Origin of the sequence: Sebaldella termitidis ATCC 33386 (assembly GCF_000024405.1) — a bacterium.
Classification (GTDB): Bacteria; Fusobacteriota; Fusobacteriia; order Fusobacteriales; family Leptotrichiaceae; genus Sebaldella; species Sebaldella termitidis.
Map to the genome: position 1 here is coordinate 3221719 of NC_013517.1, position 20300 is coordinate 3242018.

Below are 20300 nucleotides of genomic sequence, written 5' to 3' on the forward strand. Positions count from 1 at the left end.
TTATTTTCCCGAAAAACTTAATTTCCAAGAAAATCTCTGTTTTTACTTATATTTTTCATATCCAGTACAAGTGCTATTTCCCCGTTTTTCAATATTGAGGCACCTAAAAATGCCCTGTAATCTTTATTATCCACATTTATCTTCTGAGGCACCACCTCTTCCAGACCGCCTATATAATCTGCAAGAAATATACATTTCTCCCCGCTTATATTTAATATAATTCCATATCCGGATTTTCCGCAGTTCTCTTTTTTAAATTTTTCCGGAACCTGTAAAACAAGATATTCCTCATTTTCAAACATATAATATGTATAATCGGAAATATGGGAAAAATTTATTTTAGCTGTTTTTATTGTTTTTTCCACCAGACTAAACGGTATGGCATAATTAACATTTCCTGCTTTTATCAGCAGAGTTTCTGTCAGTATGAATTTCAGCGGTATTCTTGCTGTAATCAGAGTATACTGTGTTTTTTTGCTTTCTATCTTTATCTGTCCGCCAAGTTCTTCCACAGTATTATAAAAATTAGACAAAGTCAGATCTCTTTCTTTATTTTCTTCTTTTTTATTTGTAAGTGACATCTCGGGCTTAAATACCAGATTTAGTATCTCTTCCTTTGTATATTTTTTATTTATATCTACCATTCCTGCTTTTTCGGCACGCTGAAATATTTCCATATCATCTATTCCCTGACCGTCATCCAGCATTTCGATTACAATCTCGCCGAATTCCTGCTTAAAAGTCAAAGCCAGCTGTCCTTTTTTATTTTTTTCGTAAAGAAGCCTTTCATCCTGAGACTCTATTCCGTATATAACAGAATTTACAAATACATTTATGATATGATCCTTTATTTTGTAAAAAATATATCTGTCAAAATTAATTTTCAGTCCTCTTACAATGAAGTCTATGTCTTTATTAATGATTTTGGCATAATCATATATTATCTTCTCTATTTTTTTTACTTCTTCTTTTAAATTTACCACTCTTGAATTAAGAATTACCTTATTTATGCTTTCCCGGTATTTCCCTATTTTTTCTACAAGATCTTTATATTCATCCTGCTTTTCATAGTCAATATATTTTTGAAATCCTTCAAGTCCTCTCTGAATGGATATGATTCCGGCACTTTGGGCCAGAATGCTGTTCAGTCTTGATATTTTTAATTCCACATAGTCATTATCTTCTGCACTGTCATCAAGATAGGTAATATTATGCTTCTGAACAAATTTATATTTATTCAGTATTTTTTCCAGCCTGCGGGTATCATTCAGAAATAGTCCGTAGCTGAGCTTCATATTTATTTTTTCAGGTTCAAAATTATCAAATATACTGTCTTCAAGAAATATATATTTTTTATATCCGGGCATAAACTGCTCCTCTATTTCCCGTTCAAGAAGCTCATATCTGTCAATATCATCCGAATCCCTGAAATATATATCAAGAATACTCTCTTTATTTTCCATAATTCACCACTTAATAGTTTATTATAAGTTTACCTTATTTACAGCTTTTTTTCAAGAATTCAAATTTTTTATTTCTTTTTCTTATTTAACTTTAAATCCCCCTGTAATCCATATATTCAGAACCACCCCTAAATACTGCTTTTCAAGTGCAGTGATCTGATGTCGCCGTACTAGAGTCAAAATAGTATTTAATTAATAAAATTAATTTAATAAAATATTTTATATTTTTTTCAAAATGCCTAAAATGCTTAAATTCATTGAAACAGATATGTAAAAATGATATAATTATAGAAAACATTTAATTTTTGGAGGTTATAATGAGAAGTTTATCTGGAATACAACCAAGCGGTATTCTCCATATCGGTAATTATTTCGGTGCAATTAAGCAATTTATAGATTTACAGGATGAGTATGAAGGGTTTTATTTTCTTGCAGATTTTCATGCACTTACTTCACTTCCTGACAGTGAAAGCCTGAAGCATAATACAATGAGTGCAATACTGGATTATCTGGCATGCGGTCTAGATCCTGAAAAATCTACTTTATTTTTACAGTCTGATGTACCTGAACATACAGAGCTGTCATGGATTCTGTCCAATGTTACGCCTATCGGACTGCTTGAAAGAGGGCATTCTTATAAAGATAAGGTTTCCAAAGGAATAAAGCCGAATACCGGACTCTTCACTTATCCAGTACTTATGGCTGCTGATATTTTGATTTATGATTCTGATATAGTTCCTGTCGGAAAAGATCAGAAACAGCATCTGGAAATGACCAGAGATATCGCAATAAAATTCAATGAACATTATAATAAAGAGGTTTTTAAGCTTCCGGAAGAAAAAATTCTTGAAACTCTTGCTGTAGTTCCCGGTATTGACGGTGAAAAAATGAGCAAGTCTTATAAAAATATTATTAATATGTTTCTTCCTGAAAAAGAATTGAAAAAACAGGTTATGAGCATTGTTACAGACTCTACTCCGCTTGAAGAACCGAAAAATCCTGATAATAATATTACGAAGCTTTATTCCTTATTTGCTTCCAAAGAAGAAATACAGGCTATGAAAGACAATTTTACCAATGGAAATTATGGATACGGTCATGGTAAAACAGAGCTTTATAATAAAATTCTGGAATATTTTGCTCCTTACAGAAAGAAAAGGGAAGAACTTGAAAATAATATGGACTATGTAGAAAAAATTCTGAAAAAAGGTGCTGAAAAGGCTAGGGATATTGCTTCCAAAAAAGTCAGCGAGGTCAGAAAAACTGTCGGATTAATGGGAAGAAATTACTAATACCTTCGAAATTTTAAGGATAATATATGAAAAATAAGAAATTCTGGATCGGTGTTGTTTCGAAAAATAATGCCATGAAAGGGGCAAAAGGCGGTTTTATTCAGCTTTGCCACGGAAAGAAAGCTCCACTTGCCAAAATCAAAAAAGGTGACTTTTTAGTCTATTATTCTTCAAAAGAAGATATCGACGATAAAAAACCTTATCAGTATTTTACTGCTGTTGCTGAAATAACAGGAGATTTTGAATATCAGTATGATATGGGCTACGGTTTTGTGCCTTTTAGAAAAGATGCCCGGTTTTATAAATGTGATGAAGCTGATATAAGACCTCTTATTCCTGAATTGTCATTTATAGAAGACAAGAAACACTGGGGCTATTATTTTAGATATAACTATCTGGAAATCAGCAGGGACGATTTTATTATCATATGGAAAGCCATGAATGTACAATATAAATGACGGAAGGAGGTTTTCTTTTTGACTCCGGAACTGAAAATTGATAAAGATGAGGTTTTACGATATTTATATCACAAAAATCAGCCTCTTGAAAAAAATCTTGACGTTCTTGTCGACACTCTTATAAAGGAAACTACAGATATAGCAAGACCAAGATTTATATATAATATTTTTACACTGGAAAAAAACAGCGGAATTCTTCTGAGGAATACAGAGCTTACCCTCAAAGGAAAGGATATAGCAAGACATCTTGAAAAATCTGAAAAATGTGCTGTTTTATGTGCTACATTGGGCAGTGAAATAGAGATGAAAATAAACTATTATTCTAAAACAGAACTATTAAAATCTGTTATATCAGATGCATGTGCCAGTACCCTTATAGAGGCTTTATGCGATTATGCGGAAGCTCTCATAAAAACAGAGGCAGAAAAAAACGGTTTTTTTATTACGGGCAGATATAGTCCGGGGTATGGTGACTTTGAAATCTCCGTACAAAAAGATCTTCTAAATCTTATAGAGGCTCCAAAAAAGATCGGAGTTACTGTCACTGATTCTTTTATTATGCTGCCAAGAAAATCTGTCAGTGCCGTTATAGGTTTTCAATCTGAAAAAGCCAAAGAAGAAATTAATAAATGCAGCACCTGTAATCTGAAAGGAAACTGCAGCTTTAGAAAGGGGAATACATACTGTGGGAATTAGAGAAAAATTAGGAAAAGAAATTTTATTTTTTGACGGAGCTATGGGAACCATGCTTCAGAAAAAAGGGCTGAAACTGGGTAAAATGCCTGAAGACCTGAATATAGACAACCCTGAGATCATAGAAGAAATACACAGACTATATGCAAAATCAGGTGCTGATATAATTACTACAAATACTTTCGGGGCAAACAGACTAAAACTCGAACACAGCAGCTATTCACAGGAAGAGATAATAAAGTCCGGAATAAGTATTGCTAAAAAGGCTAATCCTGACGGCTATGTTGCACTTGATATAGGGCCTTTGGGACAGCTGCTTGAGCCTTTGGGAGTCCTTCCCTTTGAAGAAGCATACGAAATTTTTAAAGAACAGATTATTTTAGGTGAAAAGTATGGTGCAGATATTATTATTATAGAAACCATGGTTGATATATATGAGGCTAAGGCAGCAATACTTGCCGCAAAAGAAAATTCCTCACTTCCGGTGATATGTACTGTTACATTTCAGGAAGATAAGAGAATGCTCACAGGTACAAGCATATTAGGTGCTGTTACTATCTTGGAATCTCTTGGTGTTGATGCTCTCGGAGTAAACTGCTCACTTGGTCCCAAGGAACTTATCCCTATTGTAGATGAGCTTTTACAGTATTCAAAGACACCTGTCATTGTTCAGCCCAATGCCGGACTTCCTAAAATGATCGGCGGTAATACTGTTTTTGATCTTTCGGCAGAGGAATATTCTTCTATTATGGAAGACTTTGTTCATAAAGGGATCAGTATTATCGGAGGATGCTGCGGTACCGACGAACGCTTTATAAAATCGATTCATGATAAACTTATTGATTTTTCTCCGGTTCCAAGGAAAATAAAGCCAAGAAGCATTATTGCCACTGCTACTAAATGTGTGGATTTAGATGAAGGAATTAAAGTTATCGGCGAAAGAATTAACCCCACAGGTAAGAAAAAGCTAAAAGAAGCATTAATAAATAACAACATGGAATATATCCTGAGAGAAGCTGTTACACAAAAGGAAAAAGGTGCAGACATTCTTGATGTCAATGTAGGTTTACCTGAAATTAACGAGTCCGAAGTTATTACCGGTGTCGTGAAAGAAATTCAGTCAATTATAGATCTCCCGCTTCAGATAGACAGTTCTGATGCCGGAGCTATTGAAGCTGCGCTTCGTATCTATAATGGAAAAGCCGTAATAAATTCTGTTAACGGAAAAGCTGAAATTATGGATACTATATTTAAAATAGCACGAAAATACGGTGCATGTGTAGTTGGTCTTACTCTCGATGAAAACGGCATTCCTTCTTCGGCTGAGGAACGTTTTAAAATTGCTGAAAAAATTGTAAATACCGCTGAAAAATATGGCATTCCTAAAGAAAACCTGCTTATTGACTGTCTTGTTCTTACAGCCAGTGCACAGCAGAAAGAAGTATCTGAAACACTTAAGGCCATCACTATGGTTCGCGAAAAGCTCGGAGTAAAAACAGTACTCGGCGTAAGCAACGTTTCATTCGGACTTCCCGACAGAGCATTACTTAACAGAACCTTTCTTACGATGGCTCTGCATTCAGGTCTGACTACACCTATATTAAACCCTCAGAGTGAAGAGATGATGCATATAATAAAGGCTTTTAATGTTCTTACGAATCAGGACAAAGACAGTGCTGAATATATTGATTTTTTCAATAATAGTGATACTAAAAAAGAAATTATCAAAAATACAGATTTAGAGCTTCCTGATATTATCAGACTAGGACTGAAAGAAGAAGGAAAATCAAAAATATATTCGCTTCTCAAAGAATACCAGCCTATGTACATTATAGATAATTATCTTATACCTGTTCTGGATACTATAGGAATAAAATTTGAAAAGGGGGAAATTTTTCTTCCCCAGTTAATTCAGACTGCAGAAACTGTTAAATACTTTTTTGAAATATTAAAAGGTGAAATGATAAAAGAAAAGAAAGAGTTTGTAAATAAGGGCGATATTATTCTTGCCACTGTAAAAGGAGATATTCACGATATTGGGAAGAATATAGTGAAAATTGTTCTTGAAAATTACGGCTATAATATTATTGACCTTGGAAAAGATGTTCCTGTGGAAAAAGTCGTTAATACTGCAAAAGAAAAAAATATACAGCTTATAGGTCTCAGCGCTCTTATGACTACCACTGTAAAAAGCATGGAGGAAACTATAAAAGCTCTCCGTACCAGCAATATCAAATGTAAAGTATTTGTGGGCGGGGCAGTCCTTACTCAGGAATATGCCGATATGATCGGTGCTGATTTTTATGCCGAAGATGCTCAGGAGTCTGTAAGAATTGCCGATAAATTTTTTAATAATACGAGTAAATAAAAAAAATAGGTTTTCGCCTATTTTTTTTATATATTATTCTGCAAATAAATTCTATTGTTATGAAATTCGCTGATAATTTTTAAGCTACCCAGACTAAAAAATTTCATATCTTTTAAGCCAGCAGAGCTCTTACTGCTTCTGACACATAAGATAGTAATTTTTTATAATCGGGAAGCTCATCCATTACATAGACACCGCATGTATCTGATTCACTGTCTGTTCCAACTTTATCCAGAAAATCAGGATGGTTTTTTTCAATATATCCACAAAGATAATCTTCCCACCCGTAACCGTTAATCTCAAATCCTGCCCGCTCCAAAGCACTGTTTAACTCTTCCATATCTTCCGATTCATCTTCAAATGGCAGCAGATCACATGCATAGCATATTCCTCTGGTTATTTCCACTATTGTCAGATCAAATGCAGGATACTCATCATTTTCCCACAAATCTGCCTTTACTTCATCCATATAATCTTTATTAATCAGTATATTTTCCAGATGTAATTCTAAATAACTATTTTTCACTCAATCACCTATTCCTGTTTTAAAATTTTGTTCTAATAATCATAATACTGAAATCTGATTTATCTTCCCGCTGACAATTCTTTTCTATAACTCTGTATTTTTATATTCATTATCATTATACTGGTTATAAAGAGTGATATCATTATAAAAATTTATGTATAGAAGATTTACAAAAGGAAACGCAAAAAAAGTAAAAAGTCCTGCTCCCACATAAGGTATTAATACAAGAAACACCATTAATATTATACTAAAAAACCATAATATAAAAAACTTTTCTTTATGTCCTGACATTAGTATTTTACTTTCCCTGATTGCTTCATTGATTTTATAATTCGGGTTTTCTATCATCAAAAATAAAGACTGTGAATATGAAAAATATTTTATAATACCAGGAATGATGAATAAACATGACCAAAAAGACAGTAAAATAAACTTCCATATATATAAAGCCAAAAATTTCAACGGTTTCTTCTTAAAGGCAAAAAATATATCGCTTCTTTTTATTTTTCTCCCTCTGCTGCTTTCAAGAGCACATTTAAAAGCTCCCACATTGAACATATATGCTACCAAAACATTTAATGCATATATACCTATAAAAATCACAGATGCTCTGAAATACTGATCTAATTCTGCCGTACTCATACTATAAATCTGTTCTACTTCCATCCCATTCAGACCGTTTAAAATTTTCATATATGGAAGAGCTAGAAAAGTAAAAGCTAATGATACAGCTCCGCATACTCCTGCTATCAATATCCAGCTAAAAATTGATCTTATATATTCCTTTAGTGATTTATTTATATTTTCTGTTATTGTCATGCCGACTCCTTTATTTTGAATGCTTATTTATATCTTCAAAAGAAAAAAATTTATAAATCGCAAGCTTTCTGTTTCAGATAATAAAAAATACCTGAACAGGTATTATTTATTTTTTGAAATTTCTGCAAGTAATATTCCGTTTGCTACTGAAACATTCAATGAATTTATTTTCCCGTGCATTGGAATATTAAGTATCTTATCACAATGTTCTTTTACTTTTTTTCTCATTCCTTTTCCTTCACTTCCCAAAACAAGACATAACTTTTCGGGAAAGGGCTCATTATAATATTCAGTTTCCCCGTCTGCTTCAGCACCATAGATAAAATACCCATACTTCTTTAATTTATCCATTGAATCTGAAACATTGGTAACCTTAATAATATCTACATGCTCTATAGCGCCTGTTGATGATTTTACCACAGTTTCCGTTACACTTACACTGTTTCTGTCCTGAATTATTATCCCGTCTACGCCAAAACATTCTGCAGATCTTATTATTGCACCAAAATTCCTTGGATCCTGAATTTGATCCAATACTAATACTATTGATCTCTGCTTGGCTAGAACTTTTTCCAAAAATTCATTTAATTCCAGATAATAGTCATACTCAGAAACTAAAGCTGCTATTCCCTGAGAATTTTCCTGACGTTTATCTGTATAAAAAATTTTTATGTTCTTTTTGCTGGCTTTGCTCAAAATATCTCTTATTCTGTCTTTATTAGTCCCCTTGTAAATTTCAATTTTTTCAATGTTTTTACTGCCGTCAAGTGCTTCTCTCACAGCATTTAATCCAATGATTTTTTCCATTTTTCTCCCTATATTATGCGTCTAATTTTATTCTTTCGATTTTAGCCCCGACTTTATTTAGTTTCTCCTCAAGCTTGTCATATCCTCTGTCTATATGATAAACCCTGTTTACTACAGTAGTTCCTTCTGCTGCCAGCCCTGCCAGCACCAAAGCAGCTCCTGCTCTCAGATCAGACGCCATTACCTCTGCACCGCTTAAAGGAAGTCCTCCGCTTACTACAGCAACACCGTGTCTGATACTTATATCAGTTCCCATTCTGTTAAATTCCGGAACATGCATAAATCTGTTTTCAAAAACTGTTTCCTCAAGCTCGCTTGTACCGTTAACAAGAGATAATAACAGCATCATTTGCGGCTGCATATCAGTAGGAAATCCCGGATGAGGTATTGTTCTTATTCTTGCAGGCTTCAGGCTTTCAAGCTTTCCGTTTATTTTCAGTATATTTCCATCTTCATACTCAAAAATTATTCCCATATCTTCAAGCTCAGATTTAAAAACTCCAAGATCATCCAGTCTTGCATCTTTTACTTTTAGTTCGCCATCTGTAATTATAGAGGCGATAATATAAGTTCCTGCTTCTATTCTGTCCGGCATTACGCTGTATTCACAAGCATGAAGCTCCTCCACACCTTCTATTTCTATAGAACTTGTCCCAAGACCTGTTATTTTGGCACCCATTTTTATCAAAAAATTTCCCAAATCTACTATTTCAGGCTCTCTTGCTGCATTTCCTATTATTGTTTTCCCCGGAACTTTTACTGCTGCCATCATTAAATTTTCTGTAGCTCCTACACTCGGAAACTTTAAATTTATCTCTGCACCTTTCAGATTATCAGATTTTGCATGAATATATCCGTGTACCTGAGTAATTTCTGCACCAAGTGCTTCAAAACCTTTTATATGAAGATCCACAGGTCTTGACCCTATTGCACATCCTCCCGGAAGTGAAACCACTGATTCATTCAGATTGCTGATCATCGGACCCATAACTAAAAATGAAGCTCTCATTTTTTTTACTATTTCATAGCTTGCTTCGTTTCTTCTAAAACCATTATTTATTATTTTATAATCATTTTCATTAATTTGCTCCACTGTCATTCCCAAATCTTCAAGAAGTTTTACCAATACTCTTATATCTCTCAGATTCGGTACATTTCTGATAATATACTCCCCTTTTTCCACAAGTGTTCCTATTAGTATAGGCAGTGCTGCATTTTTTGCCCCGCTTACCGGTATTACACCGTTCAATGCTCTTTTTCCAGTTATTTTGAATCCATCAACCACGTTTTTTTCCTCCTAATTTTTCATCTATTGGACATTTTACTCCCAGAACTCTATCTATTAATGTAATATCTCTATATTTACTTTCAAATTCCGGCAGCTCGTCATGTATAACATTTTTATGAAATTCACAGATTTTTTCCCCCATTGATTCATAATATATATCAGCAAGACCCTTTTCCCTGAATCTTTCAGGTACACTTTTTATTATAGGATTTTCCACCGGATTTTCCAGTGCATCATCTGCTGACACTACCAGACCTATGTTTCCAGAATATGATAACCCATCTACAAGCTGATAATTTATACCAATTTTTTCAGCTTCCGCAACATAGTCTTTTATCTTTGAGAACTCTATATCCCTGGCAATTTTGAGGTTTTTTGCTTCTTTTGTTTTAAGTGCCTGAATTATTTCCTTGTACACTCCCTTCTCTTCTACTTCTTCTTTTGTCAAAGCAGCAATTACCCTCTCTTTATATTCGCCCAAAAAAATATTCTTTTCAAGCTGTTTACTATATGCCCTGTCTTTTTCCTGTTCTATTTTTTTCATTATATCATCATTATTCATATCATCCATACCTCTGATTCTATCATAATTCTTACAAATTTAAAATAAAAAAAACTACTTTTTTTAAAAAAAGTAGAAAAAAATTTAAAACTTTATGTCTCCGTAAAATAAGCATGTGAAATCAAAACTCTGCTCTCTTGTTTCCTTACTGACAGCAGACACTGATATTTCAACACTATTCTGTTAAAAACAAAGCATAAACTGTTATTTTTAAGAAGATCTTACATTTCTTAATTTATCAAGCAATACTGAAAAGACATCTTCATCTATATAGCTTTCATCTGTATCAATGTCTGTTTCAGCTTTCAGTTCTTTTTTATCGTTATTTTCGTTAACCTCCAGCCATTTCAGATCTTTATTTTCAGAGGCCTTATCTCTTGGCGCAAGTGCTCTTGAAGAATGAGCTATTTCTATATATTCACCTGCAGCATTTTCATAACCTATACTTACATCATAATCCTGTGCTGCCTCTATATTATGTATATAATGGCTTCCCAGTCTTTCACTTCGTATTATTCTCTGATCTTCGACACCATTCTTATACACTTTTATTACTACATTACTGAGTACATTTTTTTCCTGTTTTAATTTATTGTATGTATCATCTCTGATTTCCCAGTATGCAAATAAAGTATTGTTATTTTTAGGCATTAGTACCACTTCATCCACAAAATAAGCACTTGGAAGAGGGGCCTTATCAAAAAATACATCTTTTTTATCTGAATTTTCTGAAATTCTTTCATTTCCTATTATATACTTAGAGTTCTGCACTTTTCTTTCTTTTATTCTTCTGTTTACGAAATCCTCATCCAGTGATGTCGGATAAAACTCCATCTTTGACCTTAAGTCATAAAGACCTCTTGTTTTATCTCTTAATTTCTTTGCACCTCTTCTGAATATAAAATTTCTATGATATTTCTTTCTTTGTTTTTTTCTTGCCGGCAATTCTACTTCCTGATTCAAAAATACGATTCTTATGTTATTTCTCTCACCAGGCAGCACTTCTGCTTCTTCTGCCCCGGCAGGAACTATTTCATTGATTTTTTCCTCTGGTATTAAATTTGTCTCCTCAACTGATTTTTCTGATGCAGCAATTATTTTCTCGCCATTTTCCATTCCGTTTTCATTATTTGATTTTATCTCTTTTTCAGTATCAGGAGTTTCAGTGATAATTTTTTTTCTCATCATTTCTTCATCAATCTCCCTTGCTATTTCTTTAGCTACTTCAAGATCATTTTCAATCTCACGCGAATGTTCATTTTCTGGTGCTTTTTCTTCTTTAATTTCATATGCATCTTCTATTTCATGCGGCTCTAAGGGTATTTCTACTACTTCGACACTTCCGTCAGCTGCTATTCTTATTTCATTTTTTTTCGGACGGTTTCTTTCTTTTTCCAGCTCTGCTACTTCCTGTGCAGCTTTTACAGGATCCATTTTTTCATAGCCTTTTACTTCAAGGCTGTTTATCAGCTCTTCCCTTAAGAATTTTAAGCTTAACAGTATTCTTTCCCTTTTGGCAATCATAAGTAATTCTTCATTACTCATATCTTCCAGATATTTCATGTATCTAACCTCCTAAACCTAGAGATTTTTATAAAAACATATCTTTAGAAGCAACAGCATCTAATAAAATATAATTATAATCTCTTCCTTTCTTCTTTAATTCATAATATGCAGCTACCCCTATCATGGCAGCGTTGTCAGTACAGTATTCCAAGCCCGGAAAAAAAACTTCAATATTATTTTCTTCTCCCATTTCTGTCATTTTTCTTCTCAGAGCTTTATTTGCAGACACACCGCCAACAACTGTCAATGTTTTTATTCCTTCTTTTTTACACAGATTTACTGCTTTTTCACTTAAAATTGTAATGACTGTATCTTGAAAAGATCTTGCTATATTTTCCTTGTTAATAATATTGCCCTTCATTTTTTCATTATTAATGTAATTGGTTACAAATGTTTTTACTCCGCTGAAGCTAAATTCATTTTCCTTCACATTTGGCTTTTTTATCTTTAAATCATGTACACCTTTTTCAGATAAACTGTCAATTTTAGGTCCTCCCGGATAACCCAGCCCTAAAAGTCTTGCTATTTTATCATACACTTCTCCGGCTGCATCATCAAGTGTTTCCCCCATTAACGTAAATTCATAATCTTCATTAATTTTCAAAAGAATGGTATGTCCGCCTGAAACAACCAGTGATATTGCCGGAAGCTTTATGTCATATTCAATAAAGCTGGAATATACATGACCTTTAAGGTGATGTACCGGTATCAGAGGAATTCCCGCAGAATAACTAACCGCTTTGGCAAAAGCCACTCCTACAAGCAATGCTCCTATCAGTCCCGGAGTATATGTTACTGCTATATAATCTATGTCGTCTATAGATAATTTTGCTTCATCCAGCGCCTCTTCAAAAACAGGCAGAATATTTTCTATATGATGTCTTGATGCTATCTCCGGAACCACTCCGCCGTATTTTTCATGTATCTTAATCTGGCTGGAAACTATATTGCTCAGTACTTTTTTTCCGTCTTCTATTATTGCAACCGAAGTTTCGTCACACGATGTCTCAATTGCCAGTATTTTCATTTATCTTCTCCTTAATCACTTCAAATACCTGTTCAGGCAGTAATAATTTCATACAGTTAAAATGTTTCTTAGGACATTCATCATCCCCGTGAAGCGAACACGGTGAGCATTTCTGATTTGAACTTATTAATATTTCATTCTCTCCGAATAAAAACATTCCGGAATCAGTGGGACCAAAAATAACAAAAGTTTTGGTATCTACTCCCACGGAAATATGAAAAGGTCCTGAATCGTTTGTTACAGAAAACTTCGCATGCTTTAATAAAGCACCGCTTTCTTTGAATGACAGTTTTCCGCATAAATCAATGATATTTTTACCTTCTTTTACTACCCCGAAATCTTCCTTTCCTCCTATGACATAAATTTTCATATTTAATTTTTCAGTCAAAAGAGCAGCAAGTTCATTAAAATAAACCCATTTTTTAGTATTTTTAGATGCTCCCGGAGCTAAAATCAGATATTCTTCATTTAGATTATACTTCTTATTTAAATTATCTTCAATAGATAAATTGAAAAAAAATTCAGTTTTTTCATTTTCATAAAAAATATTTAATTTTTTTAATGGTCTGAAATACTGTTTCACTATTGGCAGATCTGCTTTATACCGAATTAATCTCAGCTTTACCAATATAGTTTTCCACCATTTTCTTTTTTGATATTTAATGTAATTTGTCTTTAATTTTTTTCCAATATATCCTGATAATAATTTTGAGTGGAGGTCTATTACATAATCATATTTTTTTTCCTTTAATTCAGATATTAATTTATTTATATAATCAAAATCTTTACTTTTCTTTTTAGGAAAAATATAAATATTATTCAAATTTGGATTATCAGTCACAGCCTCTGAAAAACTATCATACACTAAAAAGTCTATCTCAGAATCGGGATAAACTTTTTTTATTTTTTTCAAAACCGGTGATGTCATTAAAACATCACCAAAAGAACTAAATCTTATTATCAAAATTTTCATGCTATTCCTCTGGATTCTTTAGAGTGTTGTCTAATTTGATTTCTAATTTATCTGCTACAATTTCAAAAACTTTTTCAGGAAGAATTTCCCTCATACATTTGAAATGTCCCAAAGGACACTTATCATGCCCATGTATTCCACAGGGACGGCATTCCAAGCCTTCTATTTCAATAACAGTATTTTTTTTATTTGAAGGAGTAAATCCGAATTCCTTTACAGTAGGACCAAATATTGCAGCTATAAACGGTTTTTCAAAAGCAGAGCCTATATGAATAGGCGAACTGTCATTTGTCACCAGCACATCACTTCTTTTCAAAATCTCCGCCAGATCGGACAATGAAGTCGCACCTCGTAAATCTATTGCCTTGCTTTCATTTTTTAATTCTATTTCTTTGTCTTCTTTTCCGCCTACTAGAATTATTTTTACATTTTTTAGCCCGTTTAATTTATTTATAAGCTCGTCAAAATATTCTTTTGGCCACATCTTCGTAAACCATTTGCTCCCCGGAGCCACAGCTACTATTTTCTGATCTTTTATACCATGTTTCTGCCATATTGCATCTATATTTCCGACATTAATATCGGAAGGATATATCTCCACTTTATATTTTCCGGTTTCACCATCGACAAATTTCAATAATCTGTCTATTTCATGAAGGTCTTTTCTGTATTTTATTTTTTTTGTGTATAAAAAACTGCCGGAAGCCACATCAAAGCCGATTCTTTCCTTCGCTCCGGAAAAATATCCCAGAAAACTGCTTCTTAAATATCTATGTAATATAAATACTGTATGAAATTTATATTTTCGAAGGAGCTTTGCTGTTTTAAAAAAACCTTTCAGTCCTTTGTCTTTTCCTTTTTTATCAAAAACAATAATCTCCTTTATTAAAGGATTATTCTGTAAAAGTGCTGCTCCTGCCGGCGTTGTTAGATAATATAAATCTGCATCGGGATACTTATCACTGACAGCTCTTACAAATGGTGTAGATAATGCTATATCTCCTATAAATGCTGTGTGAATAATTAATATATTCATTTTTACCTCTTTATCTCTTCAAATAATATATTTTAATTCTTACGGAGCTTTAAAAGCTTCGGCTCAAGTCTCTTTATTACTTCTTGGGGTGTAATCACATCATATCTCTCATGTTCACTCATACTGTAAACACTATCTCCCAGAATATCTCTTGCTTCTATACCGTCATAATCTGTATTTCCGTTATTTACAAGCCAGTCCTTTTTTGATGCATCAGGTGAGAATACTGCAAAGCCCGGAAGCTCCACAGCCTGTGCTATATGTCTTGCACCGCCTTCATTTCCAAAATAATAATCTGAATTTGCCATTAATTTTGCAAGATCCCTTACATCCTTTGTTTCTATACTGTAAAATACTCTGTCGTTCTGTAATTCTTCTGCCAAATTTACAGTATACTCCTTTTCGTTCGGCGTATAAAAAAGTAAAAGCTGATAATCATAATTATTCAGAATATATTTCAAAACTTCCGTCATATAGTCTTTCCGCCATCTTTTTCCATTACTCACAGAATTTACAGCACACATAATTACAGGCTTTGAAAAATCTATTCCGGCTTCTTTCATGATTTTTCTCATTTCCTGTTTTTCCTCATCTGTTATACATATTTTAAAATCAAAAGTTTTTTTATAGTTTTCCAAAGATGAAATTTTAATAAGAGGGTCTAAGAACTTAGTAAGATTTTTAGTAACACTTTCTTTATTATCTCTTACTATCTTATTATTATAAAAAAATCCTCTTTTTACTTTCATCCATAAAAACTTATGTTTAGACACTTTATACCATCCCGCACGATAGTCGGCTTTTTTCCCGAATAAAGAAAAAAGCTCGCTTCTTGGTGTAGATTCTACATCCAGTATAATGTCATATTTTTTTTTCATAACATTCCATGTTTTTTTTATATATTCCAGATAATTTTTTCTCTCATTATTGAAATAAGGTATGACATTATCTACTGCTGAATTATTCAAAAATAACGGGAAACTATTATCTTTTACTACCATATCAACTGTTATTTCCGGAAACATCTGTTTCAGATTTTCACACAAAACTTCTGTTAATACCGCATCTCCTATTCCTGAAAAACTTATGATCAAAGCTCTTTTCGATTCCATACTCCATCCTCTTCTTATTTATCAACTTTTTCTATAACTGCTATAAAATCTCTTACATCCTTCATTCTTATTTTTGAAAAAATTCCTCTATTTAAAAAGTAAATCCATTTATATTTAATTAAAAACTTTCTCAAAACTTCGTATACTTCTTTTGAAGTTTTTTCTTCATATATTTTACATATTTTTTTTACATCAGGATCAAAACCAGCTTTCTGCAAAGAAAGAATGAATACAAGAAGATCCCTTATTTTAAATTCATCTATATATTTTTCAGGAATTTTTTCCTCAAAATCAATTAATGAAATTTTTTCATCCTTTATAGTAAAATTTCTGATCTGCGAACCGCCGTGAACATTATTTTTATAATGAAGCCTGCATAATTCTCCAAGAGCCTTCTCCACATAAAAATTTTTTTTCTCAATATGGGATTTGATATACTCTTTCAAATTTTCTCCAGTATCAGACATTACAAAATAATCCTCACAGCTGAATAAAATATCAGGAACATTTACTTCATCTTTTTTCAGTTTTAGTATTTTTTTTATTTCAAATAATACTTCATTTTCATTTTTTGATAGGACTGTGGGAATCAGCATAGGATTTTTAGTAATTTTATAGATAATACTCTGAAGTATATGCCCAAAATGTTTTTTATTTTTCTCTCTTTTTTTCACATATACAATTTCCCCATTTATATCATATTTGAAAACTCTAGGATTTAATTTTAAAACTTCTGTTGGAATTTGATATTTCATTTTTCTGCTTTCACTTTCCATTTATTTTAGCATGTACTTCAATTAGCTGATTTTCAAAATTTTTCATATTTACATTATAATTATAATTTTTCTTTACACCTTCCAGTGCTTTTTCTTTTAATTCCAATAACTTTTCTTTATTATTAATAACATCAAACAATTTTTCAAATAAATCTTCCGGGCTTCCTACTTTGAATGAAATTCCGTATCTGCCGTTGTCAATAATTTCCAAATTTGACTGTATATCCGAGACTATAACTGCATCTTTAAAGCTCATTGCTTCTATCAGTGAATTCGAACTTCCTTCAAATATTGAACTTAAAATGAAAATATCGAGATTTTTGTACAACTCATCACAATTATCCATAAACCCTTTAAATTCTACTTCTTCTAGTCCAAGCTGATTTCTTAATTTTATTAAGTCAGAATTTAATTCTCCATCTCCTGCGAATAAAAATTTAAATTTCACATTTTTATCTTTTAATAATTTTAAAGCCTGCAGTATTGTTTTTTGATCTTTCTGATAGTCAAATCTGGCGCTATTTCCCATTACTATTATACTTTCAAGAATTTTTTCCTCTGTATCTGTTTCAGAAAAAATAATTCCATTTTTTAATATACGTATTTTTCCCCTTAAAAAGGGATTATTATTTTCAATTATTTCTTTACTCTCCAAAGAATTAGTAAAGATTATATCTATATATTTTTGAAAGAATTTTTGTAATTTTTTCTCTTTTATATATTTAGGCATTCCGCTCCTGAAAATCTGGACTTTAACACCTGCCAGCACTGCTGCAAAACCTCCTAAGCGAACATCCTCAAATGAGTTATAAATAATCGTATCTATTTTATTCTTTTTAAGAAAATAAACCATTCTTAAAACAGTAAATATATTTAGATACGCATATTTTCTTCCTGTAGTTTTAAAAGAAGATATATTTTTATTTTTTTTCATTCTTTTTAACAGTTCACCTTTTCCATGACATATCACGGAAATTTTGTATCCATTCTTTTGGAAAAAGTTAGCAGCCTCATAATGCCATTTTTCTCCACCACCCCAACTTTTGAATTTGTTAAAAAAGCATATACTTTCCATTTATTCTCCTATTTTCTACCAACAGCATAATATTTAAATAAGCTTCTTACTTCTGGATTTTTTCCATGAATATTTCTTAAATCAAAAAGATAGTTATCTTTCATTAATTCTTTCATTTTTCTTAAATTCATCCCTCTGAACTGATTCCATTCTGTAACAATGACAGTTGCATCAGCACCTGTAACAGCTTTATATTCGTTCTCAGAATATTCAATACTTTCTTTATATTCCTCCAAACGCCATTTTGATTCTTTCATTCCCTGTGGACAATATGTTTTTATTTTTGCACCATTTTTTATAAGTCCTTTTATAATATCTAAAGCTGGAGCATCCCGCATATCATCAGTTTCAGGTTTAAACGAAAGTCCTAATACTGCAATTACTTTCCCCTCTATATTTCCCATATTTGTTGTTACTTTCTCAATCATTTTCTGCTTCTGTTTCTTATTCGCTTTTATTGCTGCCTCAATTACCAGTAATTCTTCATTATTCTTTTTACCAATCTCTGCAATTGCTTTTGTATCTTTAGGAAAGCACGATCCCCCATAACCAGGTCCGGCATGTAGAAACTTTGGTGATATTCTTCCGTCTTGTCCCATTGCCTTTGCTATTTTTTGTATATCTGCCCCTACCTTTTCAGCTAACAGTGCCATTTCATTTATAAAAGAAATTTTTACAGCTAAGAACGCATTTGAAGCATATTTTATCATTTCAGCAGTTTCAATGTTAGTAAAAACAAAAGGAGTTTCATTTATATAAAGTACATTATATACTTTTTTCATCATTTCCTCTGCTTTTTTACTCTCTGTTCCTATTATTACCCTGTCCGGTCTCAGGCAGTCATTGACAGCTTTTCCTTCTCTAAGAAACTCTGGATTTGAAACAACATCAAAATCCAACTTCTTCTCTCTCTGATTTAGCTTATTCTGGATAGTTTCTCTTACTAAATGCCCTGTCCCTACCGGAACTGTCGATTTATTCACTACAACTTTAGAGTCCTCCATATATTCTCCAATTGAATTAGCCACTTCCAGAACATATCTTAAATCAGCACTTCCGTCATCTGCCGGTGGAGTCCCCACAGCTATAAACAATACCTCTGATTCTAAAACTGCTTTTTTTATATCTGTAGTAAATTCTATCCTTTTCTCCTGTATATTTTTTACCATTAAATCTTCTAATCCGGGTTCATAAATAGGGACAATTCCATTATTTAAGTTTTTTATTTTTTCCTCATTATTATCAACACAAATTACATTTAAACCAAACTGAGCTAAAATAACTCCCTGAACTAATCCGACATATCCTGTTCCAATAACTCCAATTTTCATTTGTCCTCCTGTATTTATTTATTTCTATACCAGTTTACGAATTTTTTTATCCCCTCTTCGAATTTTGTTTTTGGATCATACCCTATTAACTCTTTTGCCTTACTAATATCCGCAAATGTTCTGTTCACATCACCAGGCTGCATCGAAAGCTTTTTTAAAACAGCTTTTTTCCCAATTTCATTTTCAAGAGTCTTAACCATTTTTCTAAGACTTATTGTTTCTGATTCTCCCAAGTTTATTATTTCATAGATATTCTTATTTTTTTCCAGATAAATAATTGATTTTAGAACTCCATCAATTATATCATCTATATATGTATAATCTCTCTGAGTTGTTCCGTCTCCATAAAATGGTATTTCCTTTTCTTCAATAATAGCCTTTGTAAACTTATGTATCGCAAGGTCAGGTCTTTGTCTCGGACCATATACTGTAAAAAACCTCAGCATTATTGTATCAATATCATATAAATGATGATAGCTGTGTCCGATTATCTCACAAGATTTTTTGGTAGCAGCATACGGTGATATTGCTCTGTCCACATTATCTTTCTCACTAAAAGGAACCTTCTCATTGTTTCCGTAAACTGAAGATGATGAAGCACATATAAACTTCTTAATATTATATTTATTTATCAATTCAAGGATATTCATTGTACCTCTGATATTTACTTTTTCATAAAGCAGCGGCTTTTCAATAGAAGGTCTTACTCCTGCCATTGCCGCCAAATGGATTACTGTATCTATTTCATTCCTTTGAAAAATCTCTTCTAGAATTTCCATATTTGTTATATCAACTATTTCCAAAATATAATTTTCAGAATCAACAAGCTTTTTCAAATCCTGTAATTCATTCACTTTTATTTCTCCATCATCATTTTTCTGTATTTTCCCCGTAGAATCCAAGACATTTTTTACTTTGATATTATAATTATAAAATTCATTAAAGTTATCTATATTTATCACTTTATTTCCATTTTTTAACAGCTTCTCCACTAAATGCGATCCTATAAATCCTGCTCCTCCGGTAACTAAGTATGTTTTCATTTTATCATCCTCTCTTAACAGATTAAAATAAACTTTTCTGTTCTGAATATTTCAGCATAATTATCTTTATGTTTCTAAAATTTAG

At 32.3% G+C, this 20300-nt stretch carries 19 protein-coding genes; 4 read left to right on the plus strand and 15 right to left on the minus strand.

Going from position 1 to position 20300, the window contains the following annotated elements:
* Positions 1-17: 17 nt before the first annotated feature.
* Positions 18-1463: a chemotaxis protein CheW gene (locus tag STERM_RS15150; RefSeq protein WP_012862501.1), complete on the minus strand. Its 1446-nt coding sequence runs from the start codon at positions 1461-1463 to the stop codon at positions 18-20.
* A gap of 314 nt (positions 1464-1777) precedes the next feature.
* Here STERM_RS15150 and trpS point away from each other — a divergent pair, with 314 nt between their 5' ends.
* The 4 genes from trpS to STERM_RS15170 are packed head-to-tail and all read left to right on the plus strand — an operon-like array spanning position 1778 to position 6274.
* Positions 1778-2755 carry a tryptophan--tRNA ligase gene (gene trpS, locus STERM_RS15155; protein WP_041310916.1) on the plus strand — a complete coding sequence of 326 codons (978 nt, stop codon included), beginning with the start codon at positions 1778-1780 and terminating at the stop codon, positions 2753-2755.
* A 26-nt stretch (positions 2756-2781) separates the two neighbouring features.
* Complete coding sequence (locus STERM_RS15160; protein WP_012862503.1) at positions 2782-3213, plus strand: EVE domain-containing protein; 432 nt, start codon at positions 2782-2784, stop codon at positions 3211-3213.
* Between the two features lie 18 nt (positions 3214-3231).
* A complete protein-coding gene (locus STERM_RS15165; protein WP_012862504.1) occupies positions 3232-3909 on the plus strand; it encodes a vitamin B12 dependent-methionine synthase activation domain-containing protein in 678 nt (225 codons plus the stop codon).
* Positions 3899-6274, plus strand: a complete 2376-nt coding sequence (locus STERM_RS15170) for a homocysteine S-methyltransferase family protein (protein WP_012862505.1) — start codon at positions 3899-3901, stop codon at positions 6272-6274. The genes STERM_RS15165 and STERM_RS15170 overlap by 11 nt, the downstream gene beginning before the upstream one ends.
* Positions 6275-6386: 112 nt before the next feature.
* On the opposite strand, the gene STERM_RS15175 is transcribed toward STERM_RS15170, so the two are convergent.
* From STERM_RS15175 to STERM_RS15240, 14 genes are all read right to left on the minus strand, one after another.
* Positions 6387-6800, minus strand: a complete 414-nt coding sequence (locus tag STERM_RS15175; protein WP_012862506.1) for an Imm51 family immunity protein — start codon at positions 6798-6800, stop codon at positions 6387-6389.
* A gap of 84 nt (positions 6801-6884) precedes the next feature.
* On the minus strand, positions 6885-7619 hold the full coding sequence (locus STERM_RS15180; protein WP_012862507.1) for a DUF975 family protein: 735 nt from the start codon (positions 7617-7619) through the stop codon (positions 6885-6887).
* A gap of 102 nt (positions 7620-7721) precedes the next feature.
* Complete coding sequence (gene rlmB / locus STERM_RS15185) at positions 7722-8426, minus strand: 23S rRNA (guanosine(2251)-2'-O)-methyltransferase RlmB (protein WP_012862508.1); 705 nt, start codon at positions 8424-8426, stop codon at positions 7722-7724.
* Positions 8427-8439: 13 nt separating this feature from the next.
* Positions 8440-9711: a UDP-N-acetylglucosamine 1-carboxyvinyltransferase gene (gene murA, locus STERM_RS15190; RefSeq protein ID WP_012862509.1), complete on the minus strand. Its 1272-nt coding sequence runs from the start codon at positions 9709-9711 to the stop codon at positions 8440-8442.
* Entirely contained in the window at positions 9704-10285 is a 582-nt protein-coding gene (locus STERM_RS15195) for a DUF1694 domain-containing protein (protein ID WP_041310048.1), read from the minus strand. Before STERM_RS15195 ends, murA begins: the two co-directional genes overlap by 8 nt.
* Positions 10286-10486: 201 nt before the next feature.
* Positions 10487-11839 carry a DUF4912 domain-containing protein gene (locus tag STERM_RS21390; protein ID WP_012862511.1) on the minus strand — a complete coding sequence of 451 codons (1353 nt, stop codon included), beginning with the start codon at positions 11837-11839 and terminating at the stop codon, positions 10487-10489.
* A gap of 28 nt (positions 11840-11867) precedes the next feature.
* On the minus strand, positions 11868-12869 hold the full coding sequence (gene tsaD / locus STERM_RS15205) for a tRNA (adenosine(37)-N6)-threonylcarbamoyltransferase complex transferase subunit TsaD (RefSeq protein WP_012862512.1): 1002 nt from the start codon (positions 12867-12869) through the stop codon (positions 11868-11870).
* Positions 12850-13842, minus strand: a complete 993-nt coding sequence (locus STERM_RS15210) for a glycosyltransferase family 9 protein (protein WP_012862513.1) — start codon at positions 13840-13842, stop codon at positions 12850-12852. The genes tsaD and STERM_RS15210 overlap by 20 nt, the downstream gene beginning before the upstream one ends.
* Position 13843: 1 nt before the next feature.
* Complete coding sequence (locus STERM_RS15215) at positions 13844-14878, minus strand: glycosyltransferase family 9 protein (RefSeq protein WP_012862514.1); 1035 nt, start codon at positions 14876-14878, stop codon at positions 13844-13846.
* 32 nt (positions 14879-14910) lie between these two features.
* Positions 14911-15990, minus strand: a complete 1080-nt coding sequence (locus tag STERM_RS15220; RefSeq protein WP_012862515.1) for a glycosyltransferase family 9 protein — start codon at positions 15988-15990, stop codon at positions 14911-14913.
* 14 nt (positions 15991-16004) lie between these two features.
* On the minus strand, positions 16005-16745 hold the full coding sequence (locus tag STERM_RS15225; protein ID WP_148211855.1) for a BUD32 family EKC/KEOPS complex subunit: 741 nt from the start codon (positions 16743-16745) through the stop codon (positions 16005-16007).
* A 10-nt stretch (positions 16746-16755) separates the two neighbouring features.
* Complete coding sequence (locus STERM_RS15230; protein WP_012862517.1) at positions 16756-17841, minus strand: glycosyltransferase; 1086 nt, start codon at positions 17839-17841, stop codon at positions 16756-16758.
* Between the two features lie 8 nt (positions 17842-17849).
* A complete protein-coding gene (locus STERM_RS15235) occupies positions 17850-19172 on the minus strand; it encodes a UDP-glucose dehydrogenase family protein (protein WP_012862518.1) in 1323 nt (440 codons plus the stop codon).
* A 14-nt stretch (positions 19173-19186) separates the two neighbouring features.
* Entirely contained in the window at positions 19187-20215 is a 1029-nt protein-coding gene (locus tag STERM_RS15240) for a GDP-mannose 4,6-dehydratase (protein ID WP_012862519.1), read from the minus strand.
* Positions 20216-20300: the final 85 nt, after the last annotated feature.